This window comes from Shewanella colwelliana ATCC 39565, assembly GCF_000518705.1.
GTDB lineage: Bacteria > Pseudomonadota > Gammaproteobacteria > Enterobacterales > Shewanellaceae > Shewanella > Shewanella colwelliana.
The window spans coordinates 1-26366 of the sequence record NZ_JAEC01000008.1 but is presented as its reverse complement, the minus strand read 5'-3'; the positions used below and the strand labels follow the sequence as shown (position 1 = coordinate 26366).

Genomic DNA, 26366 nt, shown 5'->3' with positions numbered 1-26366 from the left:
GAAGGAAGCGTATTATGAACAGTAAAAAGATGTTTTCAATCTCACCTATCGCGCTAGCAATTTCCGCCTCAGTGCTATGTTTTTCATCTGCAGTCATGGCGACGGAAACAGATAAGGTCTTAGAGCTAGAAGAACGACTCAATGCATTAGAAATGGAGTTAATTGAAGCCAAAGATGCTGCCAATAAAGTCGACCGCGTTAAATTCTCTAAAGATTCGCCAAGCCCAGCCTTGATCTCCCAAGATGGCCGCTCTACGTTAGAGTTTAAAGCACGTATTCAAGCTGATTACGTCAAAGCTGATGAGCTTTACAAAAATGGCGGTGACTATGTAGAGAGCTTTACCGACGCAAGTATTCGCCGCCTACGTTTTGGCATAGAGGGATACTTTTCAAACTCTTGGGAATATGAACTGGAACTCGATTTCGATGGACTTGCCGAAGTTGAAGTTAAAGATGCCAACGTCACCTATAAAGGCTGGGACAATTCGACCTTAAAACTGGGTTTCCAAAAATATGCCTTTGGTATGGAAGCAACAGGTAGCTCCGCTCACCTTGCCTTTTTAGAGCGCGCATCGACTGATAGTTTCTCTCCAGACAGAGCATTAGGTGTGCAGTGGCGCTATGTGGGTAATAACTACAACCTGCATTTAGGTTATGGCGTGATCACCGAGAATGAGTTTGAAGAAACTGACGATCAAAACCACGCCAAAATGGATATGCTTAACGCGCGCTTCACCATGGCGCCGATCAATAGTAATGGTCACTTGCTCCACATTGGTGCGAGCGGACTCTATAACAACCTCAATGATGATGCCGCTAAATCCCTGCGCTATCGTGCGCGTCCAAATACCAAGCCGACAGAGCGTATTGTAGATACTGGCAAGATAAAAGCGGAATCGGGCATTCACTACGGTGCAGAGCTAGCCTATCAATACAGTAATCTATTGTTGCAAGCCGAATACATGACCGCTGCGGTTGATCAAATTGATGACCCGAAAGTGAGTGTTAACTCTTACTATGCACAAGCTGTCTATACCATCACAGGCGAAAAATGGCGTTATAGCGGCAAGAAAGGCACATTCAAAGCTGTTTCTCCCGATAGTCCTATCTCTTCTGGAGGTTGGGGTGCATGGGAAGTTGCCTTGAGAGTTGATCAAGCCAACTTTGATGATGTCGATGCAGGGATCGAAGGCGGTAAGAAAACAGATTACGTACTGGGATTAAACTGGTACTTAGAAGACAACCTTAAAGCCCAACTCAACTACGTACATACCCAGGCCGATTATGTCTCGCCATACACAGATATCAATGGTGTAGAACAATACGATCAAGACGGTAATATTTTCCAAGCTCGCCTACAGTTCGCATTTTAAGGTAAGGAGCCTACATTATGAGAAATAATTTATTTCTAATCGGTGCAATCAATCTCTGCCTTAGTGCCAGTGCTTATGCACTATCACCCGACGCGTTTACTCAACTTGAGTATCACGTCAATACAGGGGTAGGAAAAACCTTACCCTATGCTGCAGACAAACAAACAGATGCCTTCAAGAAAGCATTTAGCTTTATTAACTTGGATGATGATATTTCAGTAAAACTAGTCACTTATATCGATACAGCCGATCGTGCTTTTAAAGCCGATAACATTCAAATCCGTGTCAGAGAACATGTCACCAAACCGAGAAAAAGTAAAATAACGGTCAAACTCAGAGCGGCAAACCCTGAAGGTTTTGGCGAGGTGAGTGACTACAAAAAAGCTGAAATTGACTTTACTAACGACAAATCAGCCTACAGTGTCAGTTACGATGTGCCGTACTCGCCAGCAGATATTGATGTCAAAAGAGTCGATATCGAAAGCGTCTTCAATATTTTGAAGAAAGATGACACGGTTTGGGAAATCGTAGGCCCTATCTACGAAAATAATAAAGACAAACTGCAGCAAACCTTAGTGATGAGAACGCATGGCTGGGAAGGTAGTCTTAAAGACCCTCGCTACGAAAATTTAGAGATCGATTTTCAGTTGTGGACCCCTTACTACCGCAAGCCTCGCGTCACCTTTACCGAGTTCTCGTTTAAAGGCCACGCTAGCGATAAGAGTTACCTAGAAGAAGCTTATAACTTCCTCAACGAAGAAGTTAATAAAGTGAACATGCCGAGTGAAAACAACGGCTCTAAGACATCTGCCACCTTTAAGATGTCAAAAGGGTTTAATTAAACCCGACTAAGGCCAAGTGTTACTAAATTGCTCCCTTTAGTGATATTTGGCCTTCCCCTCAGCGTTACCTACACACCTATCCAATCGAATAAGGAGATGCCATGTTTGGCTTTTCTCGGCTCACTACGCTTCTTTCAAAGAGCGAATCTACAGAAACAAAGGTTTACCTCTTTTTTGAACAGGTCACCTTATCTCACCATAAGTCCATCCAGATGTGGAAAAACTACTTAACTTACGGTGCCAAGAGCGCTGAGTTTGAAAAAACATTGGCCGAACTTCAAAGTATTGAGCATCAAGCTGATCTATTAAAAAGAGAGATAGAGCATACGCTTTACCGAAAGACGCTTATCCCTGACTTACGCTCTGATGTGGCATCATTAATTGATCTCACCGACCGTTTAATCAACAAACAAGAAACCATAGGCTTACACCTAAAAATTGAGCAACCGCTTATTCCTAAAGAGATTGGCGATGAACTGCTTAGCTTACTTAATACTGTCAGCGACACCATAGATCACACACTCCTGTGTGCCAAAAGCTTCTTCACCGATTTACAGCGAGTGCAAGAGTACCATACCAAAGTTATCGCTTTTGAAAGCCAAGCCGACCTACTATGCACTCGCACCAAAGTGATGTTATTTGATACCGACCTACCACTAGTTAACAAAATTCAGCTGCGCTATTTTTGCGACCGTATCGACCAAGTCGCCAACCTCGCGGAAGACATTAGTGACCGGATAGCAATCTTCACCCTTAAACGCGTGCAGTAAGGAGTTTAAGTATGGATATTGCAATCTGGATTTTTCTTTCTAGCGGCCTGTTTCTCGGTTGGTCTCTCGGAGCCAATGACGCTGCCAACGTCTTCGGTACTGCCGTTGGCTCAAATATGGTTAAGTTCTCGACCGCTGCAATGATCTGCTCAGTAATGGTCATATTAGGTGCAGTGATCAGTGGTGCAGGGGCATCACATACCTTAGGTGCGCTTGGTAAAGTCTCTGCGTTAGGCGGCGCATTTACCGTTGCACTCGCTGCAGCAACCACGGTTTATTTCATGACGAAATCAGGCCTGCCAGTCTCTACCGGGCAAGCCATTGTTGGGGCCATCATTGGCTGGAACCTGTTTAGCGGCATGGAAACAGATCCCGAGGTGTTATCAAAAATATTAAGTACCTGGGTATTGTGCCCAATACTTGCAGCAGTCACTGCGGTTATCCTGTTTAAGTGCGTCACCTCAGCGATTGCTAAACTTCGTCCGGGGCTGTTTCAACTCGATCAGTGGACCCGCATAGGCCTTATCTTGGCAGGGGCTTTTGGGTCCTACAGCCTAGGTGCTAATAACATCGCTAATGTCATGGGGGTGTTTGTACTCAGTACCCCCATAGATCCCATTAAGATATTCAACATTGAACTCACCGCAGCAATGCAGCTGTTTTTTATCGGTGCTGTCGCGATCAGCATAGGGGTATTTACTTACTCAAAAAAAGTGATGCTGACTGTGGGTGACAACCTCATCGCCATGACCCCCGTCACCGCTTGGGTGGTGGTGATGGCCCACTCTATCGTTTTGTTTATTTTCTCCTCTCAAACCTTATCAAATGCGTTCGTCAGTATCGGATTACCGCCCATCCCTCTGGTGCCTGTATCAAGCTCTCAAGCGGTTATTGGTGCCGTTGTCGGCATCGCATTACTCAAGCGATTGCCTATTCAATGGAAAGTCCTTTTTAGAATACTTATCGGCTGGGTGATCACACCGATAATGTCTGCGATTGCCTGTTTCATTGGGCTATTCATTATACAAAACCTGTTCAATCAGGTGGTCATTTAACACCTGAACTCACGGTATTGCTGCCACTGGATACGAGGACAATTATGAAGTTAACGCACAGATTTAATGCGCTATTGCTGCCGCTCGTGACGCTCGGGTTCATTGCGATCGCTTATATCACGATCAGCATGAGTCTCAGTGCAATGCAGCAGGCATCAACCAGTAGTATTCAGGGCAGTAATGCGCTGCTAAAAAACAATATCAGCGCATGGGTCAATGGCAATCTAAACACCATTAATGCCTTATCAAAAAGCCCATTTATACTTATGGCACTTGAGGACCCCGCTTTTCGGTCAAATGTATCGGCACACCTTAAGGAGATGGCAGAGCAATATGGCGCTAGAAATATTGCGTTACTTGATCAACAACAAATAGCCATTGCCGCCAGCAAACCTAGCCGTATCGGTAAAAGCTACGCCAGCATGCGTTACGTTATGCTGGCTAAGCATAGCCAACACGCTGTAATTTCTGAGCCAACTAAAAGTCGTGTCGATGGCAAACTGCTGGTGACTTTTGCAATAAAAGTCTCAGGCAAAGGCTTACTGTTTATGAGTCTGCCATTGGATAATTTTTATCAAGACTATGTGGATATTGGCGAGGTCAATCAACACAGCAATGCATTCGTGTTGTCGCAAACATGCCAACTGGTCGCTCACAGTAAATTAGCCAGCACAAACAATGAATCACTTAACTTTAAAGACTTATGCAGCAAGAAGAATCAAATTGTAGACTTTGACGAACAAAATCAAACCTATCAAGGCTGGGTCCAACAGGAACCCACCAGTGGTTGGTTAATCGTGAGTGCTATAAAAAAACAAGTTATCGAAGATAGCCAATCACAGTTAATCATCGTAAGTGCTGTCGTGTCTCTCATTGCCATTTTGATTGTGTCATTGCTGATCATTAAGCTGGTGACCTTGGTCACTCAAGGACTCAGTACCGTATCTACCGCCATTGATGATCTCGCCATTGGCGATATTGAACTTAGCCGCTTAAACCAAACTCAATGGCAATCCCTGCTAGATAGAAAAGATGAGCTGGGGCATATCGCACAGGCTGTATCACACTTAGTTGCAATACTACGCCAACAGGTGGTAAGCGCGGAAAAAATTGCTGCGGGCGATCTCTCAGGTCAAATCAAACTGGCCAGCGAAAAAGATGTACTCGGTCAGGCATTGTCCAAAATGTTGGCGAACCTTTCTAGGCTCATTCTCTCGGTAAAACAGTGCAGTGATGCCATCCAACACACCTCAAGTACCTTGAAACAAGATGGTACTCAACTGGAGAATGGTGCCAGCACCCAACTGAGCTATTTAGCCTCCATGAGCTCTGCACTGCATGAAATAGAGAGCCAAACCCAAATCACCGCGCACTCATCCGATGGTATGCACCGACAAAGTAGCGAAATATTAACTCAAGCGGCAGGCGGCTATCAGCAGATGCAATCGCTCACTGTCTCCTTAGACGGCATAAATCAATCAGGCAACGAAATCGCCAGCATCATGAAGGAGATCACCAACATCGCCGATCAAACTAATCTGATTGCGCTCAATGCCGCCATCGAGGCCGCACGAGCAGGAGAGTTTGGTCGAGGGTTTTCTGTGGTGGCCGATGAGGTTAGAAGCCTAGCAAACCGCACAGCCATCGCAGCCTCAAAGACCATAGGCCTTACTGATAACTCACTTCAAAAAATGTCCGAAGGCAATAAGATAGCGCGACAGACCGAGCAGGCGTTTAATCACATAGTGAATCAAATGGAGGAGTCGACGACCCAATTGGCATCGATAGCACTGGGCAGTAAAGAACAGGCCCAAGCCACCACGGAGCTAACTGACAACCTAGGCCAAATTGAGCAAGTCAGTCAGCATGTTGCCTCAATATCAGATAAGGTCGCCAAACAGTCGACACAATTGAGTGATTTAACCCAGCGCTTACACGCTGAATGTGCGCATTTCACCACTTAAGAAATGGCAATATCATCACGCGGCTGACATAGCGGCTTGCGGTTGGTGTTGTTGTGACAACCAGTCGGCAAATGTTTGCTTGGAGGGGATTCGCTTGTCCGAATGCCCCATTAGCTGAGCCATCGCATAACTAAATTGATAATAGGTCTGCAGATCGTCGCATCGCCTAATGCCATCATCGCTGTTGATCATGGTGCCACGAATATAGTTTTTGAGTAGTTCATAACGGTCAAATCCCGCTCGCTCGCCAACGCGCAAAATAATACCTTGATTCCATGCTTGATATTGCTCGAGCAAATCATTAAATCGATCACGATATACATCTGAAGCTTGCTGTAATAACTCTTGATTGGGCATCATTCGTTCTATCACAAAGCGCTTCTGAGCTAACACGTCATGTAGGCGTTGGCAGTGATGAAACAGATAGCATTCAAAGGGGTCTGTGTATTGCTGTTGATCACGCGCAGCGGCGACCAACCAATCTTGATATTGGGCACAAGCGACTGCGACGACCAAGTCAGCCTCAGTGGTGAAATGATTATAGATGGTTCCCTTAGAGATCTGACTCGCTGCCACAAGATGAGAGCGGCACAAATCGAAACTTTGATGCCCCCTAAGGCAACGCTGCGCCACCTCAACAAGATAATCCGTTCTCTGTTCCCAACTGCTCATACCGACCTCATCACATTTTTACAAACAAAAACATTGCAACTTCACAATCAAACGATAACAGGGTTTGTGACCCGTCGATATTGAGTAATACTGATACCACTATGAGCAAAGCCAATACCCTATGTTAAAAATCGAATTACTCGAAAGTTTTATCGCGGTTGCAGAGTGTGGCAATTTATCAAAAGCAGCCGACAAGATTTGTCGTACTCAATCAACGTTAAGCTTGCAGATTAAAAAACTGGAAGAGAGTGTCGGCCAGCCATTACTGCTACGTGATAACAAAGGGGTGACACTTACTGAGTCAGGTGAAACACTGCTCAACTATGCCTACAAAATGATGCAGCTTAACTCCCAAGCACTGGATGATCTTAAAGATTGCCAAAACCGCGAAATCATTCGACTTGGGGTGCCAACCGATTATATTAAACGCTACCTCAATAGCTGCTTACTGGAGTTCATTCGCGAATTTACCTGTATCGAACTGGTCATTGATACCGATGTCAGTGGCAATCTGTATAAACGCTTACAGCAAGGGGAGTTTGATCTAATTGTTGCCACCCACTGGCAGCCACCGGCACACGGTGAACTGCTATTTGAGCGCAAATTTCATTGGGTCGCGGCAAAAATAGGTAACGCCCATAAACGCGATACCATTCCGATGGCACTTTACCCAGAGAATTGCCCGATTAGAGCGCAGGTATTTGCTAATCATCAGCTGACGATGCGACCGATTAATGTATTGTTATCGACTCCGTCGCCACAAGCCTTGTGTATGGCAGTAGAAAACGACCTCGCGATTGCGCCCATTGCAGAGTTTCGCATTAACGACAATATGCAGATCTTAGATCCAATCGAGCATCATTTGCCAGTGCTCCCAGTGTTTAACGAGGCCTTGTACCTCAACCCTGATACCCAAACTGACGCAACCCAGCAGTTGATCACATTGATCAAAGCGAACGTCGAGCATCTCGCTGAAGCCAGCAACAACTAGTCTTGCCGTGAGAGATGAAAAAGTGCCGACAACCGGCACTTTTGTTCGCTAAGCTTCCAATGGATATAGACAATACCCCAGATAAAAGCTCATCCAGTCAGCGCTATATTACACATTATCAATAGTAAACTTATCCACCACAGCCACCAGTTTTTGATTCGACGCCGACAGCTTATGTGTCTCATCTCGACTCGCTGCGCCGCTGTCCTCTAGCACCACAACCATATCGCGTATTTCTGCCATATTGCGGCTCACCTCGGCCGACACCATGCTTTGCTCTTCGGCTGCAGTCGCTATTTGGGTGTTGAGATCACTCACCGTTTCTACAGATTTAATCACCTCATCTAAATTCTCGGTCACATTATTGGTCCAGTGACTGGTTTGCTCACAGGTTCTCTTGGTTTGCTTCATCGTGGCCACGGTATGCTCTATCCCCAGAAGCAACTTATCCAAGGTCTGCTCAATTTCAGCCGTACTGGTTTGAGTCCGTGCCGCCAAGGCCCTCACCTCATCTGCCACCACAGCAAAGCCTCGGCCTTGATCGCCTGCTCTAGCCGCTTCAATTGCAGCATTGAGGGCTAACAAATTGGTTTGATCGGCTATGTCTCCAATCACCTGCAGCACTTGGGTAATAGTTGTGGCGTCATCGGAGATGTTGGCAATACTCACTTCGGTCGCCTCCACATCCTTGATCAGCCGCCCAACAGTCTCACGGGTGTTGGCTACAATTTGTTTAGTATCGTTAATTTGGCTGCTGGCTAAGGTCGCCACCTGAGAGCCTTGCGAGGTATTATTAGCCACATCGTTGGCTGTGGCGCTCATCTCCTCGACTGCCGCCACAATCTGCTCTGTCTCTTGCACATGTTTTGTCAGTACCTGACTGTTACCATCCATCTGATCTTGTAAGGCAATAATGCTTCGTCCTATATCTTGGGAGTCGATGTAGAGCTCCTTAACGATAACCTCAAGGTTAGCAATAAACTGATTAACCCCCGAGGCAATATCGCCAAGATCATCATGGCTATTCACAGGCAACCTCATGGTCAGATCGGCCTGGCCTTGAGAGAGGCCTAAAATCACCTGCTTCAACTGTAAGATAGGGCGATAGAGCCAATTTAAGATAAGTAGTACAAGTAAAATACTGACCAACAACATGATGCCTGAGTTAACTAAGGCTGAATTTAGCGCCTCATCCACCTTGGCAAAGGCAATTTTTTGATCGATATTCAGCACAAGAAACCACTTCTTTTTGCCTTGTAATAGCGGGATCACATGACTAAAGATAAGCAGATCTTTACCAGCAAAGTGATAATCGCCCGAAAAAGTATCATGGGCCACTAACTGTTGCTCCATCTGGCTCCAACCTTGCTGGCTCATCAGTTTACCCGCCGCTAACTGTGGCATAGTTGACGCCAACACCTTGCCCGCTTCATCGACAATGGCGGCTGTCGCCCCAGGGAAGTTGACATCTTTGACGGTCTTGTTAAGAATTTCGAGGCCAATATCGCCAGATAACACCCCATCACCAACATCGGTTACGATAGAGATCACCGGGTTGCCCGTTACCATATCGACATAAATATCGGTCAATACTGCTTTGTTATTGTTTCTAGCCAGTTGATACCAGCCTCTAGGTCTTGGATCGTACTGTGCGGGGTCGGCAACACCGTTATGCCAAATATCATCATCCACTACGCTGGCATAAGAGCTACCATCTTCAAACCCCCAAAAAACAGAATACAAACGGCTATTATCTTTGACCAACTTAGCCACCATGGCATATTCACCATTCACTCGGTTTTGGCGGTATTGCCCTGCCAGTGCATCAATACTGTTGGCTTTACCCATGAACCAGTTCTGTATGCTTTCAGACTCAAAACTTGCAATCATTTCAAGATTGCCTCGCACCTGCTCGATCGTATTACTTTTTAGTGTTAAGTAAGAAAACAGGTTAGAAAAAGCGAGGCATAGGGAAACTAAAATAATCACCGATAGGGTAATTGTTTTTTTAAAGCCAATGGTATTCATTACAAATTTACTCTCGTCACTGAGGCACTAACCCACATTGGGTGACTTTACCCGTGGAATTGATTCCAAGCTGTGCCCCTACCGACTAATTGACTGTCATAATTTAAAATAATCGAATAAAAACAATCATTAAAAGTATAAATAAAAATGCCAACCCTAGGGTTGGCATTTTTATTACAGAGACGAAGTGCGTTTCATCGACTTAGAAGTAGTAGCCGAAGTTAATGTTAACTCGCTTGTCCCAGCTATCGCCCACTTCAGGTAAGCCCACATGGCCATTGTCGCGGGTCGAGGCATACATATTTTTACCTACAATGAAATCGATCATGGTATAAGTTGGACCAGCTGAAATGGCACAACCCGTCACGTTTTGGTAGCTAGTATCATAGCTGTCATCCGCCACATCTGGCGTCACCATACCAAAGTCATTGTAAACCTTAAGGCTGCCCCAATCCGTAGCAATATTCTTAGCAATATTAATGCTATAGGCTTGAGCTTTAGCAGCGATTTCATATTGCCAATTATAGGCAGCTACCGCAATTTTGTTACTGTCGACAGCATCGGCGGCATCATATTCATACTGCATGGCCTGCAGTTGCAGATTCCAGCCCTTATAACTGCTGTCCATGTGAACTGCTACCGCGTAACGATCGCCATTATTACCGGTTTTACCGTTATAAATCTGACCATACTCAATAGAGCCACCAAACAGAGTTTTACCCCCTTCGTAGCTCACCTCATAAGTTTGACGTAAGTTAAGTTGATTGGTCTCTTCGTTGTTGTATTCCGTTCCGTTCACAACACCTGTATACAGATCAGTGGAGTAACGGTCGCTGCGGCTGGCACCATATTCGGCATTTTTATAAAATGCCATCTCTGTTCCCCACGCCCCATTTGAATAAACCCCTTTGACCCCGAGATCGTAATCATCTTCGAAACCTAGATAATAGGGTACGCCAAACCAAAAACTGTTAGAGATAAAGCCAGGATTCCCAAAAGGGACTTGGTTAACACCAAACTGGAGTTGCCATGACGGATTCAGTTCATAGAAGCCGTAACCGTAGCGTAGCGCCTGCCAACCATCAAAGAAACGGTATTCACTGGCTAAACCCCACTCACCCAATTTGCCATTAAATTTAATGGCCGCCATATCGAAAGCAAAATCACCACCTTTATCTTTTGAGCTCTCGCTATAATCTTTATAAGCGTAATTAACCCTAACGGTTCCCGATACATCAATGCCATCTTCTTTTTCTTGTGCTTGTACAACTGAGCTAGAGAGCAATAAAGATGTCACAACAGACAAAACAGATAATTTAAATAATTTCATACCATCACCAAAATATAGTGGAATAAATAACGGCTAAATACAGCCATAAAGTCAATTTAATAAACTCAGATAATCAATATTCGATTACCACTTAAGCTTGGTTAAATCACATTGAATAACTTCATCTTTATTTGCTGGAGTGCCTGGATTTTTAGCCGATTCACATAATAAGGTCGTACCATAGTCATTACGCTTATCGTTAGCGTTGCTTCTTGCCCAAACCGAGACAATGGCTCGCTCTTCTGGTTTAGCTTCGCAACTGCCATCAACATCGAATGCATGGATGGTGTTTTGGTGAAAATAAAGTAAAGCGTCTTGATCGGCGCTGCCTGCCAACCACATGGTATGCCCATTAGGCTGTGCGGCATCAAACTGCACCCGTCTCATCTTGTCATCTTCTTTAACGGTATGAACCAGTGGTGAGTCTTCACGTACTGCAAAACTTTTAAACTGATTAGCGCAAGCTGGCACACGCATGTTGTAGTAGATCTCAGAGATCGCATGGTTATGATAGGGATAAAGCGTATCGACAGATTGCACTGTCATCCCCACTTCTGCACCCACCTTTTCACCGTTAATCTCATCGATGCGCAGTAATCCCCAATGACCGAAGATCTCGGCATAGGCATAACCGCCACGAATATTATTGAAGTTCTTATCATTACGCTTACTTTCTTCAGCATACATTGGGAACCACCCCGCCGCTGCCCATAGGTTTGGCAAAGCATTCGCGCTGATATCATAAGGAAACGCTGCAGGCATTTTCACTTCTTCGCCAGTCACCATCTTGGCAAAGTTTTTGGTAAAGGTTTTACCAATCTTTTTCACCTCTTTATTAGTGACTTTAGTTTTAAAAAACTCATCAAAAGTTGTGCGTTTGAAATGCTGTGCCACGGGTGAATTTTTGGTTAACTCACCGCCCGGGTTGTAGATCCAATTAACGTTCTCACGCGCACCAAAACACTGCTTTGCTTGCTCAGGGTTATTGATCACCTGATAGATATTTTTCACCATCAGTTTCATGTCGCGGCGATCCATGATGCACATCTTCTGGCCGCCCTGGGTTGAATCAAACAGCGCTTCATCAGAATTAAGACAGTGACTATTTTCACCATTGGTTAAGGCGATGGCATAAGCCTTTAGGTAGGTTAGCGTCTCGTCCCACAACATATCGACATACTTTTGATCAGCCGCTGAGTACCCAACGGGCTCACCTAAACAGGTAAACTGTGCATTATCAATATCAGCTTGATCTAAGAAGTCAGGTAGGTTGGCTGCCAGTGCACTATTTGCACACAGCAATGACAAACCAATGATTGTCTTTTTCATTCATCTCATCCTTATTAATATATTATTTTTCACCACTTACTAAGTAGCATAATATTCTTGGAATCCATTCCAAAAATGAAACACAATCAAAACAAAACAAAACAAAAACGCAAATATTTATACTACATAGACAAACATCACAAAAAAGAGGTGTTAAATAACACCTCTACAGATAGCTAAAGCACATATTTAAACGAGAAGATAACCCTATTCAACTCCCCAGAGTCACCATTCTGTTTAGTGTTCTCAGCATACATATACTCCATCCCGACTGTAATTGGTTTTATTGGTGAGTATAGAAGGTTAATATATCCAGAATAAGACTCCTTATTGACAGAGCCACCGGTAAGTACTTCATCATTGTCAGCTTTAAAACCCGACACAGTGAAACTAGATCGCCACTTATCGCTCCACCAATGACGATATGATATATAGCCTCCAAAGGAGTTAATGGTTTCAAGGTCACCATTCCCGTCAATCACAGCACCATTAGCATAGTTAATTGCCATATAGCGGCCCAAACCCGAGCCAGCCGTAGCCGAGAATTTTAGATCATCACCACTCAATGGAACAAAGCCCGTCACACTGGCACCATAAGCCATTGCTTGTGCATCATAACTTGAATTTTCAATATTGAGCTGGCGAACTAAAGCTGCAAACGTGTACTTTGAGCCAGATTCAGTATTAAAGTTATAACGTGCAACGAAATCAGGCACCATCCCGCTTCCACTGGTTATACGTCCACCATCAACATTAGGTGTTAATGTGGTTTCTGGGTTCTCGACAGCAAACTGAAAACCTCCATTGGTATAACGCACCTGAGCTTGACGGACAAAAGGTGTTCCCTCTGCAGCACCAACAAAGTCTAAATTTTCAGGTAATGCTGCAGGGTTTTGGAATGTCGTCCAAGTTTGTCCGACTAACCAATTATCATAACTCACAAAAGCATGGCGAATTCTTGGAGAATAGCTATTTGATACTCTTTCATTACCATCAGCGTGCGGCATGAAATCTAACTCGATGAAGCCTTTTAAATTATGCCCATTAACCTTGCTAATTGAACTAAAGTTAAACCTGGATTCCCGCGCTTGAAAATCGACAACTTGTTCACCATTGCCAGCTTTACCATATATGGTCCCTGGAACATAGAATTGCCTTGATATATAACCGGAATCTGGCGCACCATTGCTGTAATCACTAAACATTACATCAGTTTTAACATAACCACCAAACTTAAACTCGGTGTCTGCAGCATTCACACCACTACTTAAAACAGTCATTACCGATACAGCCAAAATTTTTTTATTCATCATTTCTCACCATATTATTTATACATTTTTTCAACACAAACAATACAGTTGGAATCAATTCCAAAAATATATGCAGCACATACTTGTAACAATTTAAATATAAAAATATAAATTCATTTTAATTTAATTAAAATTATTCTGAACAAAAAAAGCCTCTAAGGAATATCCAGAGAGGCTTGATAAGCAATAATATTAACGTTAGATTGTCTTTGCAGGGATAATTAAACAGTCAATGTTACTTTAATGAGACAACCTAAAAGAAAACTCAAATAAGTTGTGGAAACCCATATCGAGGGAGCGAAGATGGGAGAGATGGCCCATTGGTTAATGGGCCTTACAGGTTATTTAACCCTGTACTACTCTTGATGCTTGTCAAACTTAAAAGTATGACAGTTACTGCATAATGGTTTCTTCGGTTTGTGTTCACCATGACACTCTTGGCATGGTAGATCTTTACCATAGTGCAGATTGTTATGTGGATTCTGCCACTTATCCTCTTCACTACGTGCGGTTTGCTCGGCTAAATCGTCGACATCATGACACTGTAAACAGGCTTGATCTGACGGGAACTGCTTGATGCCATTGTCATGACATACCTTACAATCTTTACCGATCACATCTTTATGCCAAGCGCGTTGCTCAATCGCTTGAGCCGATAAACTCACTAAGCCACCTAAGACCAGCGCGAGTACAATATTAAATTTTTTCATTATTGATTCCTCTAATTAACTGGTCACGTTAGGCTTGCATGAGGCTGCGTGCAGCAGTCATACCCATAACCATACATTCTGGAATTGAGCAGCTACCTAAACGGCTGACACCATGAATACCGCCACACACTTCACCTGCCGCGTACAAGCCAGCGATCGACTGACCAGTGAAACTGTCTTTCACTTCAGCTTTAGTGTTGACCTGCACACCACCTTGGCAATAGTGCACTTTTGGCCATAGGCGAACCACGGTAAATGGGGCTTGGATATACTTGTCCTTCGCCTTAGTCATGTTTTTACCAAACTGCTTGTCGTCACCTGACTTAACGTAGCTGTTGTACTCTTCGATTTGCGCTTTAAGTGGCTTCAAAGGCACATCAAAATGTTTAGCTAACTCTTCGAGAGTGTCGAACTTCCAACCCACGTTATACTTAATCACTTTCTTAGTATTGGGATGCTTCTTAGAATCCTTATAGCTAGTGATCAAAATTGGCGGTAGTGCATTACCCTTTTCATCGCGACAAGCCAGTTCAGCATCGGCACGAGTCTTGCGGTCAGCAATTTCATTCATGAAACGTTTACCGGTTAAACGGTTAATCGCCATTGAATGAGGGAAGTTATAGATAGAGTAGTTAGACACATAACCAAAACCACCTTCGTCTGGCGATGCCCATGGACCTGACTGGATATGAGCAAGATGCACAGGGATTGCGCCTAAACGGAACATCTCGTACATCCCTTCACCTGTCGCACCTGGAGCGTTAGTACAACCAACTTCAGAGGTTAAGGTTGGATCTTGTGCCATACGCAGATCAACGTTTTGCGCAAAGCCACCTGTTGCCATGATCACACCGCGCTTGGCACGGATATTAAGTACTTCACCGGGCTGATCTTCACCAAAGTGGTAGTTCTGACGCATTTTAACGCCAACCACTTCGCCTTTCTTACCCACTAAGAAACCTTCAAACTTAGAGCGGTTATGGGTTTTAACACCAATGCGTTGGCACTCTTTGTAAAGAGGCTGAGTAATACCCGCGCCACAGCTCACAGTTGTTTGATACGTACGTGCAACAGAGTGACCACCAAGTTGCTGTAGGTAAGGGTGGAACTCTGCCCCCGCATCAATGGTCATCTGCAGTGCTTCAACCGCGTGCGAAGCTACGTGACGTAGCAATGCTTCATCGGCAATCCCACGGCCTGATTTTAATTGGTCACCGACCATGCGATCGACCGAATCTTGTACGCCCTCTTTTTTCTGCATCGGCGTACCCGGTGCAGCAAATAGACCACCGTTAATGGCCGAGTTACCACCAAAATAAGACATCTTTTCAAAAATATGGACATCTTTGGCGCCTTTGCGTGTTGCTTCTATCGCTGCCGCCAAACCCGCAAAGCCTGATCCAATAATCAGCACTTCAACTTCTTTGTCCCATTTTACACCGTCAGCTTTCTCTGAAACCGCCATCGCAGGCGATACCATTACTACACCAGCAGCGGCACCCATACCTTTAATGAAATTACGGCGTCCTAGCAGATCTACATTGCTCATCTGTCATCACCCTTGTTGTTTTATTCGACAAGGTGATCATAAGACTGGAATGCGTTCCAAAACGGGAGTTAATCATCAGTTACATTAATACAAGTTGATAACATTCTTAAAACATCGCTTAGCTTCAAATTTGTTCAAAAATACTACTTTATGGGTATTTTGGAACAAGTTCCAAAAATGCGCTCGCACCACATTGAACCTAAAATTGAGAGCAAAAAATGGATGAGACTGTTAAATTAGATAAGGTATCTTTCCCAAATAATAGAACGTCATGGAACTCGAAGAGATCTACCGCCAAGATCTAAGCTTACTTATTGCGCTGCAGATATTAGTCGAGGAGCGCAGTGTGACCAAGGCTGCCAAGCGACTGCACTTAAGTCAATCGGCCACCAGCCGCATATTGAGCCGATTAAGAGCCATGCTCAATGATCCGCTATTTTCCCGTATCGGCCAACAACTAGTACCGACACAATACGCACTCGATTGCTATAAGCAGCTGCAAGGGCCTACTGGCGACTTACTGACCTTACTCACCCCTAAAGCCTTTGTACCGCTTGCGTGCGAGCAAAAATTTACCATTGCAGCCACCGATTTTGCGATTCAGGCATTACTGCCGTTTATTTTGCCAACCTTGTATCAACAGGCTCCCAATATCCGCCTAGAGATCATCCCAGTACAACACCATGCGCTGCAGGCACAGTTGAGTATTCAGGGCGCCGATATGGCGATTTGTCGAGCGATTGGGCAAACAGCACCGCTTGCACAAACCCCGCTAGGCCGAGTCGGCGTAAGTTGCTTGCTCTCTAGCCAACACCCTAAAGCAGCTGAAGCCTTATCCCTTGAAGATTACCTTCACTCCCCCCATGCCACCATCGCCATTAGCGATGGCGTAAAAGCTATCGTCGATGCCGCTATCGATCAGTTTCCACCGCGTAAAGAGCTTTTACGCACACCAAATTTAGACAGTGCACTGGCACTACTTAAGCTGGACTCATTGATCATAACGTTGCCCGAAGGGATGGCAGAACTGGCCGCCGCTCGACATAGACTGCATGTTAAACCGCTCCCCTTTGAGATCGCCCCGCTTCACTACAGTTTATTTTGGCACTCTCGTTGTGAGTTAGATAAGGCGCAGCGCTGGCTTAGAGAAACTATCGCCACCTCGATACAGTCACTACTCGGTGCGCCAGATACCTATTGATATTAATCATTGCGGGTGCAGGTCGTTACTGTCTGTGGCGTACAATAGTGGAAGCCCAAATAGTTAAGTGATTGTGCGGGAAGTTGCTGATTAACAATATACTCATACATCATTTGAGCGCTGAGCCGCCCCATCTCAAAAGGACGCTGCCCAATATTTACCGTCGACAGCCCAGCAGTTAACGCTTCAAGTTGTACGCTTTCGGTATCCGCAGAGATGATCACACTCGTCTGGCTCGCTATCTGCATCTTGTAAGGGGCTATGCGCTCTATGTAGTCGGGCGAAAATTGAGCAACCCCCGCCACAGCGATATAAATGGGAACCTGTTTTCTTAACAGCAACTCTAACTGACTGAGCGCCATTTTTCGTTTGCCTAGGTTATAAAAAGGGCAGCGAGAATATTCACTCCAGCCATTGTCACCACTTAATCGACGATTATCGTCATGTCCCGACAACGCAAAACGTACGCCACGAATACGTTCATTCAAATTAGGGGTACTGGCATGCCCAGACTGGATACACACAGGGGTAACCCCCGTTTGTTTAAATTGCTTGGCATAGTTACCTAATGCCACACCAAATTCAAAATTATTGGTGCCCACATAGGCAAGACGATATGACTGATGCTCTGGTAAGAGATCAGAATCAAAGGTGATAACAGGAATATTTCGCGCTTTAGCCAGGCGCAATGCATTGTCGCTTAAAAACTGGGAATCCGTGGTCGAAATCATAATCCCATCCACTCCCTTATCAAGCATGGCTTTGGTGACACTCACTTGCTCACGGATATCTTGAAAGGCTTTTGGGCCATCGTAAAGGCATTGCACTTGGCTTTTACTGGCGGCAAAGGCTTGGCAGCCTTGAAATGACTGCTCATAAAAGCTGTCATTCTTAGTTTTACCAATCACACCAATCACGATTTTGGCGGCTGGTGTATCGGCTGTCGCCGCTAGCGGTAAACAACACAGCAATACCATGGTCAATACACGGCTGATCTGAAACCCCATCTTTACTGTTTATCCTGTTAAATAAGCATTTATCTTCGATGTCACTTTCTCTCAAAATCTCGATAAACAAACAACGCATTAACACGATCATAACACCAATATTAGGGATTGCCATTTTACTAATTGGCATTGCACCACCGTCAGAATAAAAAAAAGTGGCATTAAGCCACTTTTTAATCATATAGAGATTACTCAGCACACTTGGCAGCTCACTCAATTAAGTGCGTTTGCTACCAACACACAATGAGTCTATCGCTATGCTGATTGTTAAGACACTTTAACCAATACTCGCCCTGTCACTTTGCCCGCCACGATTTTCTGGGCAAGTTCAGGTACTGCATCAAGCTCAACAGTTTGGCAAGCTTGTTCATAAAAGCGCTCTGGCAATAACGCTATCGCTTGCGCCCACGCCTGCTGACGTTTAGCAAAAGGACACGACACCGAATCGACCCCTAATAGGTTCACGCCACGCAAAATAAATGGCATCACTGTAGTCGGTAAAGCAAATCCCCCTGCCAAACCACAAATAGCCGCACTGCCGCCATAATTCATCTGAGCTAATGCTGTGGCCAGTACCTTATTACCCACGGTATCGACAACGCCAGCCCAACGCTGTTTTTCAAGCGGGCGACTATCTTGCTCAAGTTCGCTGCGATCTATCACATCAGTCGCACCAAGCTGTTTTAGCCACTCGCCATTTTCTTCAACACGTCCAGAGCTTGCTACCACACGATAGCCCAACTGTGACAGCAAGGTTACTGCCACCGAGCCAACACCACCGCTTGCGCCGGTCACTAACACTTCGCCCGCTTCAGGTGTCACACCAGCGCTTTGCAATGCTTGCACACATAACATGGCTGTTAACCCCGCCGTACCTATCATCATGGCTTTGGCCGCATCGCATTCTTGTGGCATAGGGACTAACCAATCGGCATTCACCCGTGCTTTTTGTGCCATACCACCCCAATGATTCTCGCCTACACCCCACCCGGTGAGAATAACCTGATCGCCAGCTTGATAACGAGGATCGGCAGATTCACTCACCACCCCCGCAAAGTCGATACCCGGCACCATAGGAAACTGGCGAATGATCTTGCCAAGGCCTGTCACCGCGAGGCCATCTTTATAATTTAAAGAGGAGTAGACCACGTCAACCAAGACATCGCCTTCCGGCAAGTCTGTTAGTGGCACCTGACGAACTTCAGCTTGGGTCTGTTTTTCAATTTGGGTTAACACGAGCGCCTTAAACATGGGGCCTCCAACAATGACGAAATAGAATAAAAGAGTAGAGCAAAAAATGTCATGAGTACACTGCACGTTTTGCATAACAAGCATGCGCACGACGCATTAGCTTTGCATAAAAACAGCCCTAGCACTTAAGCCTACTTGAGCCCCAACGCCTTTAATTTTCGGTACAGCGTGTTACGACTCATGCCTAAATATTTTGCACAACGGCTAACATTGCCGTCAAACCTGTGAAACGTTGCAACAATATTGGCGTTGATCATCAGGCTTAATTCACCTTCAGCCGTTGTGGCTGACACCTCAGGTTGCACTTGCTCCCCCAGCTGCGTTTGCAGTGCATCGGGCAGATGTTGCCATTGCAGCTGAACTTCATCCTCGGCCATTAAACAGGCTACCTGCATCAAGTTATCCAGCTCTCTGAGGTTTCCCGGCCACGCATAATCCAATAAACAGCGCAGTAACTGCGGACAGATGGTTTGGGGTGCGGTGCGATAGCGCCTATGTAGCTTATGAATTATCCGCTCTCTATCGGCTCGCTGACGTAACGCGGGTAACATGACTTGCAGCCCATTGAGTCGATAGTAGAGATCTTCACGAAACTCACCCGCTTTCACTAAGGCCTGCAAGTTTGCATGCGTAGCCGCAACCACTTGAATATCAACTTTATAGCTGCGATTAGAGCCAACAGGTACCACTTCTCTCTCCTGCAACACCCGCAGCAAACGACTCTGAGTCGCCATGGGCATCTCACCTATTTCATCCAGAAACAGAAATCCACCATCGGCTTGACGGATTTTGCCCTCGTAACCATTACGATGTGCGCCAGTAAACGCCCCCGCTTGGTAACCAAACAGTTCAGATTCCACTAGCTCAGCCGGTAATGCAGCACAATTAACGGCAACTAATGGTCCTTGGCTGCGACCACTTTGAGCATGCAGTTTTTTCACAAATTGCTCTTTACCGACACCGGTTTCACCGCATATGAGCAAGGGAATACAACGGCGAACCACTTTATTGGCCTGCTGCCACGCGCGCTCTAATATAGGGTCGCGAAAGCGCACGCCTATCTGTTGGCTGACGACCTGTGTGCGACGTTCAGGCACCAGAGATTGGGTCTTAAGATGAAAGCGCTGGTGCTGTAGCAGATGTTCGCTACGATTCCATTTCTCACCCAAATACTGGTGAAGATCATCGCCCACCTTGGCGTCATGCAGCAAGGTCTTAGCCATGGGATTACACCCCAATATTTTGCCATCCGCATTGGCAACGACAATGCCTTGCCATCCTGAAGTGATCAGCGACGGCTGCTCCGCCAGATCGATGCGATAATGACTCCCAGGAAGATGACACAGCAGCGCCGTCTCAACCTGCTGCACTAAGCTGGAGATCAAAAGTAAGGTTTGCTGGGTATGGCGTTGCTGCTCACTGGTAATATCGATAGCCCCAATCAGCTCCCCTTGTGGAGAAAAAATCGGGCTCGCCGTGCAACTCATAAATCTATGCTGACGAATAAAATGTTGATCGCCAATCACTGGCACCGCTTGCTTAGCCAGCAATGCGGTACCAATCGCATTGGTACCCTTATGCTGCTCTTGCCAGTTGACGCCGATATCCAGCGCCACATTGGCAAGTTTGTCAGAGTATTGGCTCACCCCCCAATGACACAATACATAGCCTTCACTGTCTGACAAAATCAGCCGACTTTTACTGTGGGCCATCAACTGATTAAACAGCGGTAGCGCATGCTGTTTCACCAACTCGATAAGCTGCTTGTGTTGAAAGTGTTTAACCGCTAACGCGTCGCGGTCGAGACGCAGTTCATCGGGGCTGGAGGTCTGCTGTAGTCCAGCACCTTGGCTGCGGGACCACGAATCTGTTAACCACGCTTGAGAGTGGGGTGTAATTGTCATACCTGCGTTCCATTTTGGCACACTCATTGTGTGCACTTATGTCACAGTGCGACCCTTCAACCAGTGCTACATCATCCTGGACTACGCACATTAGGACATCAAAAATCAGTTTTTCATCATACTGTTACAAGCTAACCAGCACAACTCCTGCCAGTTTGGCGCGTACCTTGCGATAGCAACAAGGCTAAAGCCAATAGTGTCACACTAGGATGAACACTCGCTTTAGTCACTGAAAAACCTGATTTATCACAATGACGATCGTCTCTTAATGACGGCACTCAACAAGACAACGTTAGCGAAAAGGAAAGCCAAATGATCTATACAAAACCTGGCAGCACAGATGCAAAAGTGAGTTTTAAACACCAATATGACAACTATATTGGTGGCGAGTGGGTCGCCCCAGTTGGTGGTGAGTATTTCTCTAATAGCTCACCGGTCGATGGCCAAGTCTTTTGCCAAGTCGCACGTTCCGATGCGCGAGATATTGACCTTGCACTCGATGCCGCCCATGCAGCCAAAGTAGCTTGGGGCAAAACATCTGTGATGGACCGCGCCAACCTATTGTTAAAAATCGCCGATCGTGTCGAACAGAATCTTGAGTATCTCGCTGTGGCCGAAACCTGGGAAAATGGCAAAGCGGTACGTGAAACCCTGAATGCCGACCTCCCTCTGTTTGTCGACCATTTCCGCTACTTTGCTGGGTGTATCCGTGCTCAAGAGGGTAGCGCTGCCGATCTTGACGGCAACACTGTGAGCTATCATTTCCCCGAACCCCTTGGGGTCGTCGGCCAAATCATCCCGTGGAACTTTCCGCTACTCATGGCGGCATGGAAAATTGCCCCAGCATTGGCTGCGGGGAACTGTGTGGTACTTAAACCTGCCGAACAGACACCTGTGTCGATTCTGGTGATGATTGAGCTGATTGAAGATCTGTTACCAGCGGGTATCCTTAACATAGTTAACGGCTTCGGAACCGAAGCTGGACAGGCATTAGCAGTAAGTCAGCGTATCGCAAAGCTTGCCTTTACTGGCTCCACTCAAATTGGCCACCACATCTTAAAGTGCGCCGCAGAATCTCTCATTCCTTCGACCGTAGAGCTTGGGGGTAAGTCACCCAACATCTATTTTGCCGACGTCATGGACCATGAAGATGAGTACCTAGATAAAGCCGTTGAAGGGATGCTACTGGCGTTCTTCAACCAAGGTGAAGTCTGTACCTGTCCATCACGGGTGCTGATCGATGAGTCTATCTACGACAAGTTTATCGAACGAGTGATTGCCCGCGCGAAAACCATTAAACAGGGTGACCCACTCGACACAGATACCCAAGTTGGCGCCCAAGCCTCTAAAGAGCAGTTCGATAAGATTCTGAGCTATCTAGAGATTGGTCGTAACGAAGGGGCAAAAGTGCTTCTTGGTGGCAACATGCGCCAGCTCAATGGCGATCAGCAAAGTGGCTTCTATATTGAGCCCACCATTTTCAAAGGCACCAACGATATGCGAATCTTCCAAGAGGAGATATTTGGCCCTGTTATCTCGGTCACCACCTTTAAAGATGAAGCCGAAGCCCTAGCGATTGCCAACGACACCGAATATGGCTTAGGAGCAGGCCTTTGGACCCGTGATATGAACCGTGCTCAACGCATGGGGCGAGGCATAGAAGCCGGGCGCGTATGGATAAACTGCTATCACGCTTACCCAGCTCACGCCGCCTTTGGCGGATATAAAAAGTCAGGTATTGGGCGTGAAACCCACAAAATGATGCTCGACCATTACCAAAATACTAAGAACTTGCTCGTCAGCTACGATGTCAATCCGCTAGGCTTCTTCTAAGCCAGCCATCGCCCTCTTCATCATAAAGGGGGCGATCTCTTATCTAGATCGCACAACGCCATAGAACTAAGACCTGCCCCCTCGGATTTCCAAACTGGAAACGCGCCATTAGCGGTTTTTCACTTTTCGCTCATCCACTAACCACGTAAATTTATATCCATAACATTATTGTGGATACCATCATGACCGTTCTCGATAAACTGGCCAGCATTGTTAGCGACCCGCATCTTTCTGCTAAACAGAAATCCGCCTATTTGGCCTTAGAGGCTGAAGCAAGTCTTCCCTATGTCGAAGTGTCTGAAACGCTGCAAGCCGCTATGCAGGAAGGTATTATTTGTGACATGTTTGAGGGTCATGCGCCCTTTAAGCCACGTTATGTACTGCCAGATTATGCAAAGTTCTTACGCCAAGGCTCACGCCACTTAGAGCTGGCCGCCGCGACAGATTTAGATGAAGCAATTAATGCGCTTATCATCCTCTATCATCATGTTCCGTCAGTCACCAACATGCCTGTATATCTGGGTCAACTCGATGAACTCTTAATGCCCTACGTTGAGGGGATTGACGAACAAACCTTATACCGCAAGCTTAAAAACTTATGGATCATGCTAGATCGCACCCTGCCTGACGCCTTTGTGCACGTCAATATCGGTCCAAGGGATAATATCGTTTGTCGCACCCTACTTAAGGTCGATGCAGAGCTTAAACAGGTCGTGCCTAATTTGACCTTTATGTATGATCCGGATACCACGCCCGACGATCTACTATTGATGGCAGCCAGCAATATTTGTGAATGTAATAAACCTCATATTGCTAGCTACCCCATGCACGCCAGCGCCTTTGACGCAAAAGGATTTGGTATTGTCAGTTGTTATAACGCGCTACCACTTGCTGGCGGCGCCAATACCTTGGTCAGGATTAATCTAAAACAGGTGGCCAATCAGGCAAGTAGTATCGATGCTTTCTTTGAGCAGTGTTTGCCTACCTACTGCGCGCTCGCCTATGAGTTGATTGAAGCCCGCGCTAAATTCCTCCATCAAGAGTCACACTTTTTCGACAGTTTCTTGGTGAAAGAGGGCTTAATTGAGCCATCGCGTTTCGCGCCGATGTTTGGCATTTACGGCATGGCAGAGGCGGTGGATATCCTGCTTGGCAACCCCCCAATATCTGAACAGATGAGCGACAAACCAAGCAAACATTACGGCCACCATGACAGCGCCAATCAGTTGGGTTACCGCATATCAAAAGCCTTAGATGCCATTGTTAAATCAACACCTGTCACCTACGGTTACCACGGCCGCGCACTGCTGCATTCTCAAAGCGGCATCAGCTTAGATGTTGATGTCACCCCCGGCGTGCGTATTCCTTATGGTACAGAGCCTAACCCTGTGGCACATATTCAAGCCCTTGCGCCCCACCATCAATACTACACCTCAGGGATCAGCGATATTCTCACTATTGATGCCACCGTAAAGCAAAATCCTGAAGCGATGTATCAACTATGCAAAGGCGCATTCAACTTAGGCTTTCGCGAGTTCAGTGCCAATGTCGCCTCTAATGACTTAATTCGTGTTACAGGTTACATGATAAAACTGTCAGATATCGCCACCTTTAAGCAGCAGGGGTCACGCACTAACACCACAGGGTTAGGCGCAGAAGCGGCTAAAAATACCAGAATACTCAAGCGACAGCCTCGCGTTGCCGCCCATGAGTTAACCCCCTGCTACGGTGAATAAAACCACTGTGAATGACACCAAGGTCAACCGAGTATCGGCAAGTCCAATGGCCAATGTCAGCCAAATCTTGCCCTTCTCCTGTGTCGACGGGCCAGGCAGTCGGTTGGTGATCTTTTTGCAGGGGTGCAATTACAGCTGTAAAAACTGTCACAACCCCCACACCATCACCCCTTGCGATCATTGTGGCGACTGTATCAGCGCCTGCCCACAGGCGGCGCTCGCCTTAGATAGCTGCGACGTAAAACCACGTATTGTTTGGCACAGTGAACGATGCAGCCATTGCGATCAGTGTTTGTCAGCTTGCACTAAACAATCTAACCCTAAAACCCTGCAATACAGTGTCGAGCAGCTACTGACACAGATCCGCGCTAACCTACCCTTTATCAATGGCATCACGGTTAGCGGCGGTGAAGCTAGCCTACAGTTGCCATTGGTTATCGCGCTCTTTAAGGCGATTAAAGCCTGCCCGCAACTTAGCCACCTCAGCTGTATGCTAGACACCAACGGCAGCCTAAGTCTAACTGGCTGGCATAAGCTACTGCCCTATCTCGACGGCGCCATGGTGGACTTAAAAGCCTGGCAGCAAGAGACCCACAACTATATTACTGGCCGCGATAACCACAGGGTTTTTCAGTCAATCACGTTACTAGCCCAACATGAAAAGTTGTATGAAGTGCGCCTGTTGCATATCCCCGGCATTAGCGATTTCGACCGAGAGGTCGATGCCCTATCTCACTACCTAGTCAAGCTACCCAAAACTGTACGCATTAAACTCAACGCCTTTCATCATCACGGCGTTACCGGTGAAGCGGGACATTGGCTAAGTTGCCACGAAACCGATATCCAGCAGCTAGCCGAGCAACTGTCACAGCGAGGAGTGAAGAATCTGGTTCTGCCCAGTGTGTATTTGTAATGTGATTGAACATATAGCGCCAATCTACCCATCTTTAGTTTTTGAGCGACAAGCTGACTTTGGTATTTAAAAGGATATTTGAAACCATAACTTCATTGTGTTGAATTGCTTGCAGCAGGTGAATCGCATGAATGCGCAAATACCGCGTTGACATAGATGTCAGAGAGCGGCCATGCCGCCATACCTACACCGAGTTATCACTCTCTTCGATTTAGCCTTGTTCGTATCACTTGGCAATCAAAAGTTAAATCGTTTTTGGACAAAAATAAGCTGGCCTTCGAATGAAGGTGTTGGCATTTTTTTGTGGTTTAACATTTGGCAGTCTTGGAATTGGGATTTGTGTTTAAAGTCGAATCTTCATTGTAGTTAAAAGCCTGCGGCTCGCTTAAGTGCAGATACTGCTTCGGGACGCTATACGTCATCCCTGACCGCTTAACGAAAACATCTGACCTACATGGAAGTAGTGAATGCCGTAAAATGTCGGGAACATTTTCGGCCATGTTTTCGATACCCTCAGCCGCATCTACACAGGGTTATTTTATCTCTCCGATTTAGCCTTTCGGGTATCAATCTAACAATCAAAAGTTAAATCGTTTTT

General features: G+C 46.0%; 20 protein-coding genes. 10 read left to right on the top strand and 10 right to left on the bottom strand.

Annotation, left to right across the window (positions count from 1 at the left end):
* Nucleotides 1–14: 14 nt before the first annotated feature.
* The 5 genes from L876_RS0105775 (at nucleotide 15) to L876_RS0105755 (ending at nucleotide 6004) form a co-directional block, all read left to right on the top strand.
* Nucleotides 15–1373, top strand: coding sequence for an OprO/OprP family phosphate-selective porin (locus L876_RS0105775; protein WP_028762929.1), 1359 nt, complete (start codon nucleotides 15–17; stop codon nucleotides 1371–1373).
* A 17-nt stretch (nucleotides 1374–1390) separates the two neighbouring features.
* Nucleotides 1391–2215 carry a hypothetical protein gene (locus tag L876_RS0105770; protein WP_028762928.1) on the top strand — a complete coding sequence of 275 codons (825 nt, stop codon included), beginning with the start codon at nucleotides 1391–1393 and terminating at the stop codon, nucleotides 2213–2215.
* Nucleotides 2216–2316: 101 nt separating this feature from the next.
* Entirely contained in the window at nucleotides 2317–2985 is a 669-nt protein-coding gene (locus L876_RS0105765; protein WP_028762927.1) for a DUF47 domain-containing protein, read from the top strand.
* A gap of 11 nt (nucleotides 2986–2996) precedes the next feature.
* The gene (locus L876_RS0105760) at nucleotides 2997–4040 is read left to right on the top strand and encodes an inorganic phosphate transporter (protein WP_028762926.1); all 1044 of its coding nucleotides are present in this window, start codon (nucleotides 2997–2999) and stop codon (nucleotides 4038–4040) included.
* 44 nt (nucleotides 4041–4084) lie between these two features.
* Nucleotides 4085–6004 carry a methyl-accepting chemotaxis protein gene (locus L876_RS0105755; RefSeq protein ID WP_028762925.1) on the top strand — a complete coding sequence of 640 codons (1920 nt, stop codon included), beginning with the start codon at nucleotides 4085–4087 and terminating at the stop codon, nucleotides 6002–6004.
* A 15-nt stretch (nucleotides 6005–6019) separates the two neighbouring features.
* On the opposite strand, the gene L876_RS0105750 is transcribed toward L876_RS0105755, so the two are convergent.
* Nucleotides 6020–6676 (bottom strand): TetR/AcrR family transcriptional regulator, encoded by a 657-nt coding sequence (locus tag L876_RS0105750; protein ID WP_028762924.1) that lies wholly within the window; start codon nucleotides 6674–6676, stop codon nucleotides 6020–6022.
* Nucleotides 6677–6797: 121 nt separating this feature from the next.
* Between L876_RS0105750 and L876_RS0105745 the strand changes: the two genes are divergently transcribed.
* Entirely contained in the window at nucleotides 6798–7667 is an 870-nt protein-coding gene (locus tag L876_RS0105745) for a LysR family transcriptional regulator (protein WP_028762923.1), read from the top strand.
* Between the two features lie 108 nt (nucleotides 7668–7775).
* Here the strand turns inward: L876_RS0105745 and L876_RS0105740 are convergent, their stop codons facing one another.
* From L876_RS0105740 to ardA, 6 genes are all read right to left on the bottom strand, one after another.
* Nucleotides 7776–9695 (bottom strand): methyl-accepting chemotaxis protein, encoded by a 1920-nt coding sequence (locus L876_RS0105740; RefSeq protein WP_028762922.1) that lies wholly within the window; start codon nucleotides 9693–9695, stop codon nucleotides 7776–7778.
* A 202-nt stretch (nucleotides 9696–9897) separates the two neighbouring features.
* Nucleotides 9898–11025: a hypothetical protein gene (locus tag L876_RS0105735; protein ID WP_028762921.1), complete on the bottom strand. Its 1128-nt coding sequence runs from the start codon at nucleotides 11023–11025 to the stop codon at nucleotides 9898–9900.
* Between the two features lie 84 nt (nucleotides 11026–11109).
* The gene (dddY, locus tag L876_RS0105730; protein WP_028762920.1) at nucleotides 11110–12354 is read right to left on the bottom strand and encodes a dimethylsulfoniopropionate lyase DddY; all 1245 of its coding nucleotides are present in this window, start codon (nucleotides 12352–12354) and stop codon (nucleotides 11110–11112) included.
* A gap of 176 nt (nucleotides 12355–12530) precedes the next feature.
* A complete protein-coding gene (locus tag L876_RS0105725) occupies nucleotides 12531–13667 on the bottom strand; it encodes a DcaP family trimeric outer membrane transporter (protein WP_028762919.1) in 1137 nt (378 codons plus the stop codon).
* A 353-nt stretch (nucleotides 13668–14020) separates the two neighbouring features.
* A complete protein-coding gene (gene ardB / locus L876_RS0105720) occupies nucleotides 14021–14374 on the bottom strand; it encodes an acrylate reductase cytochrome subunit ArdB (RefSeq protein WP_028762918.1) in 354 nt (117 codons plus the stop codon).
* A 28-nt stretch (nucleotides 14375–14402) separates the two neighbouring features.
* Nucleotides 14403–15923, bottom strand: coding sequence for an acrylate reductase flavoprotein subunit ArdA (gene ardA / locus L876_RS0105715; RefSeq protein WP_028762917.1), 1521 nt, complete (start codon nucleotides 15921–15923; stop codon nucleotides 14403–14405).
* Nucleotides 15924–16194: 271 nt separating this feature from the next.
* On the opposite strand from ardA, the gene L876_RS0105710 reads away from it, so the two are divergent.
* A complete protein-coding gene (locus tag L876_RS0105710) occupies nucleotides 16195–17124 on the top strand; it encodes a LysR family transcriptional regulator (RefSeq protein WP_028762916.1) in 930 nt (309 codons plus the stop codon).
* A gap of 2 nt (nucleotides 17125–17126) precedes the next feature.
* Here the strand turns inward: L876_RS0105710 and L876_RS21190 are convergent, their stop codons facing one another.
* From L876_RS21190 to L876_RS0105695, 3 genes are all read right to left on the bottom strand, one after another.
* On the bottom strand, nucleotides 17127–18131 hold the full coding sequence (locus L876_RS21190; protein ID WP_037428087.1) for a substrate-binding domain-containing protein: 1005 nt from the start codon (nucleotides 18129–18131) through the stop codon (nucleotides 17127–17129).
* A 267-nt stretch (nucleotides 18132–18398) separates the two neighbouring features.
* Complete coding sequence (gene acuI / locus L876_RS0105700; protein WP_028762915.1) at nucleotides 18399–19382, bottom strand: acrylyl-CoA reductase (NADPH); 984 nt, start codon at nucleotides 19380–19382, stop codon at nucleotides 18399–18401.
* 131 nt (nucleotides 19383–19513) lie between these two features.
* Nucleotides 19514–21286: a sigma-54-dependent Fis family transcriptional regulator gene (locus L876_RS0105695; protein ID WP_028762914.1), complete on the bottom strand. Its 1773-nt coding sequence runs from the start codon at nucleotides 21284–21286 to the stop codon at nucleotides 19514–19516.
* Between the two features lie 312 nt (nucleotides 21287–21598).
* On the opposite strand from L876_RS0105695, the gene exaC reads away from it, so the two are divergent.
* The 3 genes from exaC (at nucleotide 21599) to L876_RS0105680 (ending at nucleotide 25768) form a co-directional block, all read left to right on the top strand.
* On the top strand, nucleotides 21599–23119 hold the full coding sequence (gene exaC, locus L876_RS0105690) for an acetaldehyde dehydrogenase ExaC (protein WP_028762913.1): 1521 nt from the start codon (nucleotides 21599–21601) through the stop codon (nucleotides 23117–23119).
* 182 nt (nucleotides 23120–23301) lie between these two features.
* Nucleotides 23302–24855: a YjjI family glycine radical enzyme gene (locus L876_RS0105685; protein ID WP_028762912.1), complete on the top strand. Its 1554-nt coding sequence runs from the start codon at nucleotides 23302–23304 to the stop codon at nucleotides 24853–24855.
* Nucleotides 24856–24901: 46 nt separating this feature from the next.
* Entirely contained in the window at nucleotides 24902–25768 is an 867-nt protein-coding gene (locus L876_RS0105680) for a YjjW family glycine radical enzyme activase (RefSeq protein ID WP_028762911.1), read from the top strand.
* Nucleotides 25769–26366 lie beyond the last annotated feature (598 nt).

Coding starts and splice junctions, on each gene's coding strand:
- L876_RS0105775 (WP_028762929.1), top strand. CDS start 15: ATGAACAGTAAAAAGATGTTTTCAATCTCACCTATCGCGCTAGCAATT.
- L876_RS0105770 (WP_028762928.1), top strand. CDS start 1,391: ATGAGAAATAATTTATTTCTAATCGGTGCAATCAATCTCTGCCTTAGT.
- L876_RS0105765 (WP_028762927.1), top strand. CDS start 2,317: ATGTTTGGCTTTTCTCGGCTCACTACGCTTCTTTCAAAGAGCGAATCT.
- L876_RS0105760 (WP_028762926.1), top strand. CDS start 2,997: ATGGATATTGCAATCTGGATTTTTCTTTCTAGCGGCCTGTTTCTCGGT.
- L876_RS0105755 (WP_028762925.1), top strand. CDS start 4,085: ATGAAGTTAACGCACAGATTTAATGCGCTATTGCTGCCGCTCGTGACG.
- L876_RS0105750 (WP_028762924.1), bottom strand. CDS start 6,676: ATGAGCAGTTGGGAACAGAGAACGGATTATCTTGTTGAGGTGGCGCAG.
- L876_RS0105745 (WP_028762923.1), top strand. CDS start 6,798: ATGTTAAAAATCGAATTACTCGAAAGTTTTATCGCGGTTGCAGAGTGT.
- L876_RS0105740 (WP_028762922.1), bottom strand. CDS start 9,695: ATGAATACCATTGGCTTTAAAAAAACAATTACCCTATCGGTGATTATT.
- L876_RS0105735 (WP_028762921.1), bottom strand. CDS start 11,025: ATGAAATTATTTAAATTATCTGTTTTGTCTGTTGTGACATCTTTATTG.
- dddY (WP_028762920.1), bottom strand. CDS start 12,354: ATGAAAAAGACAATCATTGGTTTGTCATTGCTGTGTGCAAATAGTGCA.
- L876_RS0105725 (WP_028762919.1), bottom strand. CDS start 13,667: ATGATGAATAAAAAAATTTTGGCTGTATCGGTAATGACTGTTTTAAGT.
- ardB (WP_028762918.1), bottom strand. CDS start 14,374: ATGAAAAAATTTAATATTGTACTCGCGCTGGTCTTAGGTGGCTTAGTG.
- ardA (WP_028762917.1), bottom strand. CDS start 15,923: ATGAGCAATGTAGATCTGCTAGGACGCCGTAATTTCATTAAAGGTATG.
- L876_RS0105710 (WP_028762916.1), top strand. CDS start 16,195: ATGGAACTCGAAGAGATCTACCGCCAAGATCTAAGCTTACTTATTGCG.
- L876_RS21190 (WP_037428087.1), bottom strand. CDS start 18,131: ATGGGGTTTCAGATCAGCCGTGTATTGACCATGGTATTGCTGTGTTGT.
- acuI (WP_028762915.1), bottom strand. CDS start 19,382: ATGTTTAAGGCGCTCGTGTTAACCCAAATTGAAAAACAGACCCAAGCT.
- L876_RS0105695 (WP_028762914.1), bottom strand. CDS start 21,286: ATGACAATTACACCCCACTCTCAAGCGTGGTTAACAGATTCGTGGTCC.
- exaC (WP_028762913.1), top strand. CDS start 21,599: ATGATCTATACAAAACCTGGCAGCACAGATGCAAAAGTGAGTTTTAAA.
- L876_RS0105685 (WP_028762912.1), top strand. CDS start 23,302: ATGACCGTTCTCGATAAACTGGCCAGCATTGTTAGCGACCCGCATCTT.
- L876_RS0105680 (WP_028762911.1), top strand. CDS start 24,902: ATGGCCAATGTCAGCCAAATCTTGCCCTTCTCCTGTGTCGACGGGCCA.